Origin of the sequence: Pseudomonas sp. MWU12-2345 (assembly GCF_023242385.1) — a bacterium.
Classification (GTDB): Bacteria; Pseudomonadota; Gammaproteobacteria; order Pseudomonadales; family Pseudomonadaceae; genus Aquipseudomonas; species Aquipseudomonas gingeri_D.
In genome coordinates, this window is the sequence record NZ_JALLJA010000010.1 from 213,388 (window position 1) to 219,387 (window position 6,000).

The 6,000-nt window shown below is 60.4% G+C and carries 7 protein-coding genes; 4 read left to right on the top strand and 3 right to left on the bottom strand.

The window, feature by feature from the left end; genetic code table 11:
• Positions 1 to 32: 32 nt before the first annotated feature.
• Together M5C71_RS20670 and M5C71_RS20675 are read right to left on the bottom strand one after the other, a co-directional pair.
• Positions 33 to 629: a YceI family protein gene (locus M5C71_RS20670; protein ID WP_103498390.1), complete on the bottom strand. Its 597-nt coding sequence runs from the start codon at positions 627 to 629 to the stop codon at positions 33 to 35.
• A 31-nt stretch (positions 630 to 660) separates the two neighbouring features.
• Positions 661 to 1,212 carry a cytochrome b gene (locus M5C71_RS20675; protein WP_152736848.1) on the bottom strand — a complete coding sequence of 184 codons (552 nt, stop codon included), beginning with the start codon at positions 1,210 to 1,212 and terminating at the stop codon, positions 661 to 663.
• A 284-nt stretch (positions 1,213 to 1,496) separates the two neighbouring features.
• On the opposite strand from M5C71_RS20675, the gene M5C71_RS20680 reads away from it, so the two are divergent.
• A complete protein-coding gene (locus M5C71_RS20680; protein ID WP_248768627.1) occupies positions 1,497 to 2,903 on the top strand; it encodes an adenosylmethionine--8-amino-7-oxononanoate transaminase in 1,407 nt (468 codons plus the stop codon).
• Positions 2,904 to 3,079: 176 nt separating this feature from the next.
• Positions 3,080 to 3,799 carry a 16S rRNA (uracil(1498)-N(3))-methyltransferase gene (locus M5C71_RS20685; RefSeq protein WP_103499348.1) on the top strand — a complete coding sequence of 240 codons (720 nt, stop codon included), beginning with the start codon at positions 3,080 to 3,082 and terminating at the stop codon, positions 3,797 to 3,799.
• Positions 3,800 to 3,928: 129 nt separating this feature from the next.
• Here the strand turns inward: M5C71_RS20685 and M5C71_RS20690 are convergent, their stop codons facing one another.
• Positions 3,929 to 4,546, bottom strand: coding sequence for a hemolysin III family protein (locus tag M5C71_RS20690; protein ID WP_152736846.1), 618 nt, complete (start codon positions 4,544 to 4,546; stop codon positions 3,929 to 3,931).
• Positions 4,547 to 4,847: 301 nt separating this feature from the next.
• Between M5C71_RS20690 and M5C71_RS20695 the strand changes: the two genes are divergently transcribed.
• Positions 4,848 to 5,417, top strand: coding sequence for a chromate transporter (locus M5C71_RS20695; protein ID WP_152736845.1), 570 nt, complete (start codon positions 4,848 to 4,850; stop codon positions 5,415 to 5,417).
• 3 nt (positions 5,418 to 5,420) lie between these two features.
• On the top strand, positions 5,421 to 5,963 hold the full coding sequence (locus M5C71_RS20700; RefSeq protein ID WP_248768628.1) for a chromate transporter: 543 nt from the start codon (positions 5,421 to 5,423) through the stop codon (positions 5,961 to 5,963).
• The last annotated feature ends 37 nt before the right edge of the window (positions 5,964 to 6,000 follow it).

Below are 6,000 nucleotides of genomic sequence, written 5' to 3' on the forward strand. Positions count from 1 at the left end.
CGCGGGCAAGCCCTGCTCCTACAGTCTCAGCATTACTTCGCTTTCACACCTTCAAACGTGATGTACAGCTCTACCGCATCAGACGCTGGACCCAAATCCATCATCTTGCCGAAGTCCGAACGCTTGATGTGCGCTACACCTTCGAAACCAGCGCGGTAGCCGCCCCATGGATCCTTGCCTTCACCCAGGAAGGTAGCCTTGACCACGATCGACTTGGTCACGCCGTGCAAGGTCAGGTCGCCCGTCACGTCAGCCGTGTCTTTGCCATCGGCATTCTTGCCAGTGGATTTGACCGCAGTGGAGACGAACTTGGCATCGGCAATATTGGCAACGTCCAGGAAGTCCTTGCTGGAGATGTGCTTGTCACGCTCGGCATTGTTGGTGAACACGCTGGCGGTACGCACGTTGACTTCGATCTTGCTGTCTTCAGGCTTGGCCGCATCAAAGCTGAACTTGCCGTCCAGGTCCTTGAAGGTACCGGTGATGTAGCTGTAGCCCAGGTGGCTGATCTTGAAATTGACGAAGGCGTGCTGGCCTTGCTTGTCGATCACGTAATCCGCAGCCATCGCCTGACCGGCAACAAACAGTGCAGAACCGATTGCCAGAGCGGCGAGAGTCTTTTTCAACATACTTCTATTCCTTTTGAGTCGAGGTTGAACATCAGGCTTTGCGACCCAGCATGCGGGTCAGCGTCGCATCACGGTCGATAAAGTGGTGTTTCAGAGCAGCCAGACCATGGAGAACCGCAAAGATCACCACCGTCCAGGCCAGGAACAAATGCACACTGCCGGCCACATCCGCCTGATTGGGGATGCTGGAAATCAAGGCAGGCACATCGAACAGGTTGAACACCGGAATCCCGACACCTTCGGCGGTGGAAATCAGGTACCCGGAAAACATCAAGGCAAACAGGCCGAGATAGAGGAACGCATGACCGAACTTGGCACCCAGGCGGGTCAGTCGACCATGGTTGGCCGGTGATGGCGGCGGCGGGCTGATAAAACGCCAGATCAGCCGCAGCACCATGACCGCGAACAGGGTCAGGCCGATGCTTTTATGCAGGTCCGGCGCCGCCTTGCGCCATTCGCTGTAGTAGTCGAGCCCGACCATCCACAAGCCCAGCGCAAAAAGACCAAACACCACCAGGGCAACGCCCCAATGCAGGAAGATACTGACAGCACCGTAGCGAGAGGATGAATTGCGTAGCTGCATTGCCGGAATCCTGTAAGTGATGCGCCCAAGACTAATGGTTTACCTATCGAATTAAAGCGGAAAATTTCGCTTTGAAATATCGAAAAATACGATTATCAGTCTGAGACGAGCGCGTTAAGAAAATATTAAGGTCGATCCGTGAAGTGAACACCTGGGCCCACGGGTTTATTCGGCCCCTCCATGTTTCGGCAACGACGCCATGGGTTGTCCTACGGCCGCGCATTGCATAGGCTTGCGCGATTGTGTGTCCGCCTGCGTCGCGGACAAGCGCCCGGAGAGTGGAAATGAGCCTGAATAACCAGTGGATGCAACGCGACCTCGCGGTGGTATGGCATCCCTGCACCCAGATGAAAGATCACGAGCAACTGCCGATGATCCCCATCAAGCGCGGCGAAGGCGTCTGGCTGGAGGATTTCGACGGCAAGCGCTACCTCGACGCGGTCAGTTCCTGGTGGGTCAATGTGTTCGGTCACTGCAACCCGCGTATCGGCCAGCGGATCAAGGATCAGGTCGACCAGCTCGAGCACGTGATCCTCGCCGGTTTCAGCCATCAGCCGGTTATCGAACTGTCCGAACGCCTGGTGAAGATGACGCCCGAGGGCCTGACTCGCTGCTTTTATGCCGACAACGGCTCGTCCTGTATCGAAGTCGCGCTGAAGATGAGCTTTCATTACTGGCTCAACCGCGGCCTGCCGGACAAGAAGCGTTACGTCACCCTGACCAACAGCTATCACGGCGAGACCGTGGCGGCGATGTCGGTGGGCGATGTGCCGCTGTTCACCGAAACCTACAAGGCCCTGCTGCTGGACACCATCAAGGTGCCGAGCCCGGATTGCTACCTGCGTCCGGAAGGCATGAGCTGGGAAGAGCATTCGCGCAATATGTTCCTGGTCATGGAACAGACCCTGGCGGAAAACCACGCCAGCGTCGCCGCGGTGATCGTCGAGCCGCTGATCCAGGGTGCCGGCGGCATGCGCATGTACCATCCGGTCTACCTCAAGCTGCTGCGCGAGGCCTGCGACCGGTATGGCGTGCACCTGATCCACGATGAAATCGCCGTGGGCTTCGGCCGGACCGGGACCCTGTTCGCCTGCGAGCAAGCCGGTATCCGCCCGGACTTCCTGTGCCTGTCCAAGGCCCTGACCGGCGGTTACCTGCCGCTGGCGGCATGCCTGACCACCGAAGACGTGTACAGCGCCTTCTACGACGACTATCCGACCCTGCGGGCATTCCTGCATTCCCACAGCTACACCGGCAACCCACTGGCCTGTGCGGCGGCGTTGGCAACCCTGGATATCTTCGAACAGGACAACGTTATCGAGAACAACAAGGCTTTGGCCCAGCGGATGGCCAGTTCCACCGCGCATCTGGTGGACCATCCGCATGTCGCCGAGGTTCGCCAGACGGGTATGACCCTGGCGATCGAGATGGTCCAGGACAAGGCGAGCAAAACCGCCTATCCGTGGCAGGAGCGCCGTGGTTTGAAGGTCTTCCAGCACGCCCTGGAACGCGGCGCCTTGCTGCGGCCGCTGGGCAGCGTGGTGTATTTCCTGCCGCCGTATGTCATTACCCCGGAGCAGATCGACTTCCTGGCTGAAGTGGCCAGCGAGGGGATCGATATCGCTACCCGCACGGGTGTCAGCGTGGCGGTGCCGGGCAATTTCCATCCGGATTTTCGTGATCCGGGCTAGGATATTGCGGCGCCTGTAAGGCCGCCTTCGCGGGCAAGCCCTGCTCCTACAGTACTGCGTCGATCACAAGGTTTGTGTACGACACAAACCTGTAGGAGCAGGGCTTGTCGGATCGCCGCACCGCCGCGAAGAGGCCCTCCCAAGCAACATATCATTCCGATATCCAGAGATTCACCATGCGACTGTCCCGCTTCTTTATCGACGCCCCCCTGAGCCTCGGCGAACACGAACTGCCCGAGGCCCAGGCCCACTACATCGGCCGCGTGCTGCGCATGGCCGAAGGTGACGCCCTGCAAGTGTTCGACGGTTCGGGCACGGAATTCCTCGGCACCTTGCTGGAGGTCGGCAAGAAGCGCGTGCGCATCCAACTGGCCGAAAGCTTCGCCGGGCAAACCGAATCCCCCCTGCGCATCCACCTCGGCCAGGGCCTGTCCCGAGGCGAGCGGATGGACTGGGCGATCCAGAAAGCCACCGAACTGGGCGTCAGCGAAATCACCCCGATCGTCAGTGAACGTTGCGAAGTCCGCCTCAAGGACGAACGCGCCGACAAACGCCTGGCCCACTGGCGGCAGATCGCGATCAGCGCCTGTGAACAGTGTGGCCGCTCCAGCCTGCCAGTGATTCATCCGCCGCTGTTGCTGGCCGAGTGGGTGAAACAGACCGAAGCCGAACTCAAGCTGGTGCTGCACCCGGTGGCCGAGCCACTGACCAGTCACCCCAAGCCGGGGACGCTGGCATTCCTGATCGGCCCGGAAGGCGGGTTGTCGGACGGCGAAGTGGCCCAGGCCGCGCAAGCCGGTTATCTGCCGGCGCGCCTCGGCCCAAGGGTGCTGCGTACCGAGACCGCGCCAGTGGTGGCTTTGGCGGTGGCCCAACAGCTGTGGGGCGATTTCTGACTTTCTGACACACCGCAAAACCCTGTAGGAGCCGGCTTGCCGGCGATGGCGGCCGATCAGGCGATGCAAGGCTCACTGGCCTCATCGCCGGCAAGGCGGCTCCTACAAAGGTCTGCGCTCGACCTCAAGTCAGATCACGTACCAGGAAATCGCCACAAAATGCAGCACGCTGCCGGCAATCACGAACAGGTGCCAGATCCCATGGGCATGCCGCAGCCGATAATCCAGAGCAAAGAAGATAATCCCCAGGGTATATAGCGCCCCGCCGGCTGCCAGCCAGACAAACCCCGCCGTCCCCAGCGCGGCGAGCAGCGGCTTGACCGCCACCAGCACGATCCAGCCCATCACCGCGTAGATCACGATGGACAGGATCCGCGCTTCGGAACGCGGCTTGATCTCCTGCAACATGCCGATCACTGCCAGGCCCCACACGATCCCGAACAGCGTCCAACCCCAGGGCCCGCGTAATGTCACCAGGCAGAACGGCGTGTAGCTGCCGGCAATCAACAGGTAGATCGACAGGTGATCGACCTTCTGCATGATCACCTTGGCCCGCCCGCGCACGCTGTGATAAACCGTCGACGCGCTGTACAGCAACAACAGGGTCACGCCATAGATCGCTACGCTGACAATCTTCCAGGGGCTGCCGTCGAGGCTCGCCACCACCAGCAACCAGATCGCCCCGATACACGCCAATACGGCCCCTACCAGATGGGTCCAGGCGTTGAGTCGTTCCCCGTGATACATCTGCCACTTACCTCGCTTGGTCGAAACAACTGCGCCCAAGGCTCAGGCCTGACGGACAAAAGCACAAGAGTCTTGGCATGACATCGTCAGGAAGAACCTCTCTCCAGGCGCCTTCCCACAAAAAACAAAGCCTCTACCTTCTATATATCGCCCCATAGATTAAGAAAAAAAGACCACGCCTTATAGAAAATAGAAAGCCGGGACGTCCCCCCCTGGCGTGCCACGCCCGAACCGGTTTTACTGATGGCCCGTTGCTCGCTCAACGGCGTCATGACCTGAACCCAGGCGTTCAACGGAGCCCATGCTGATGTCCGCGCCCGCACTCACCTCCCCCGCTCCTTCGCCCAGCCTCTGGCAACTCTTCTACAACTTCGCCATGGTCGGCCTGTTCGGTTTTGGCGGGGTCATGCCCTGGGCCCGGCAGATGATGGTCGACCGCCGACGCTGGGTCGACGAGCCGGCCTTCAACGAACTGCTGACCACCGGCCAGTTCTTCCCCGGCCCGAATATCGGCAATGTCAGCATCATCTACGGCCGCCGCCAACATGGCCTGGCCGGGGCTTGCGCGGCGTTGTTCGGGTTGTACCTGTTTCCGTCGATCATCACCGTGCTGGCGGGTTTCGCCTATGCCCGCTGGTGGAGCAATGACGCGGTGCAGCAAGTGTTCGGCGCCATTATGCCGATTGCCACCGGGCTGATGCTCGGCACCACCTTGCGCCTGCTCAAGGCCATGCCGCGCAATCTCGCCAACTACTGCGCCTTCGGCGTGACCTTTATTCTGATGGGGGTGCTGGTGCTGCCGTTATGGAGTGTCTTGCTGATCTGCATTCCGCTGTCGATTGCCCTGCGTTTTCTCGACAAACGAGCCTGAGCCATGCAGACCGTGCTGTTCCACCTGATGATCCAATGCGCGCTCTGGTCCTTGATGGCCATTGGCGGCAACACCGTGGCCCTGGGCGATATCCACCGCTACACGGTGACCCGGATGAACTGGATCAGCGACGCCCAGTTCGTCGCCTTCTTCGCTTTGTCCCAGGCGCTGCCGGGGCCTAACGGCATGTTCCTGGTGTTTATCGGCCAGCAGACGGCGGGCCTGCCCGGGGCGCTGGTGGCGCTGACGGCCAAGCTGCTGCCCTGCTCGATGCTGACCTGGTTCGGCGCCGGCTGGCTGGAAAAACACACCGAGACCCCATGGGTGCAACGGATCAAGCGCGCCTTGCTGCCGATCTCGGTGGGCCTGATCCTCGCGGCCAGCTACATCCTGATTCGCAGCATGGAAACCAGCACCTTGAGTTTGCTGCTGACGCTGGTCAGCGCCGCCGTGGTCTATTTCAGCCGGGTCAATGCCATCTGGTTGATTCTGGCGGGGGTTGGGTTGGGGTTGTTGAGTTCGGTGCTGGGGGTTGGGTGGTTCTGAAAGACATTTCTCAGTACACAAAAAAGCCGCCCTTGAA

What these genes read in the sequence shown, in the direction of transcription:
- M5C71_RS20670 (WP_103498390.1), bottom strand. Translation starts at nt 629, where the DNA reads ATGTTGAAAAAGACTCTCGCCGCTCTGGCAATCGGTTCTGCACTGTTT.
- M5C71_RS20675 (WP_152736848.1), bottom strand. Translation starts at nt 1,212, where the DNA reads ATGCAGCTACGCAATTCATCCTCTCGCTACGGTGCTGTCAGTATCTTC.
- M5C71_RS20680 (WP_248768627.1), top strand. Translation starts at nt 1,497, where the DNA reads ATGAGCCTGAATAACCAGTGGATGCAACGCGACCTCGCGGTGGTATGG.
- M5C71_RS20685 (WP_103499348.1), top strand. Translation starts at nt 3,080, where the DNA reads ATGCGACTGTCCCGCTTCTTTATCGACGCCCCCCTGAGCCTCGGCGAA.
- M5C71_RS20690 (WP_152736846.1), bottom strand. Translation starts at nt 4,546, where the DNA reads ATGTATCACGGGGAACGACTCAACGCCTGGACCCATCTGGTAGGGGCC.
- M5C71_RS20695 (WP_152736845.1), top strand. Translation starts at nt 4,848, where the DNA reads ATGCTGATGTCCGCGCCCGCACTCACCTCCCCCGCTCCTTCGCCCAGC.
- M5C71_RS20700 (WP_248768628.1), top strand. Translation starts at nt 5,421, where the DNA reads ATGCAGACCGTGCTGTTCCACCTGATGATCCAATGCGCGCTCTGGTCC.